Origin of the sequence: Acinetobacter sp. BMW17, from assembly GCF_001592855.1 — a bacterium.
GTDB lineage: Bacteria > Pseudomonadota > Gammaproteobacteria > Pseudomonadales > Moraxellaceae > Acinetobacter > Acinetobacter johnsonii.
The window spans coordinates 1-268 of record NZ_LSOD01000066.1 but is presented as its reverse complement, the minus strand read 5'-3'; the positions used below and the strand labels follow the sequence as shown (position 1 = coordinate 268).

The window sequence follows — 268 nt, the reverse complement described above, 5'->3', positions numbered from 1 at the left end:
AAATTACTCGAAGTTTATTTGAGAAATATTTGTCAGAAAATTGATGAGCCAAGATTTGTAGCCATAAGCTACTAATGATTTTAACTGAAGAGTTTGATCATGGCTCAGATTGAACGCTGGCGGCAGGCTTAACACATGCAAGTCGAGCGGGGAAGGGTAGCTTGCTACCTGACCTAGCGGCGGACGGGTGAGTAATGCTTAGGAATCTGCCTATTAGTGGGGGACAACATTCCGAAAGGAATGCTAATACCGCATACGCCCTACGGGG

At 45.5% G+C, this 268-nt stretch carries 1 rRNA gene; it reads left to right on the top strand.

The window, feature by feature from the left end:
- Positions 1-81 precede the first annotated feature (81 nt).
- Positions 82-268 (top strand): 16S ribosomal RNA (locus AXW61_RS17010); the annotation flags it as partial.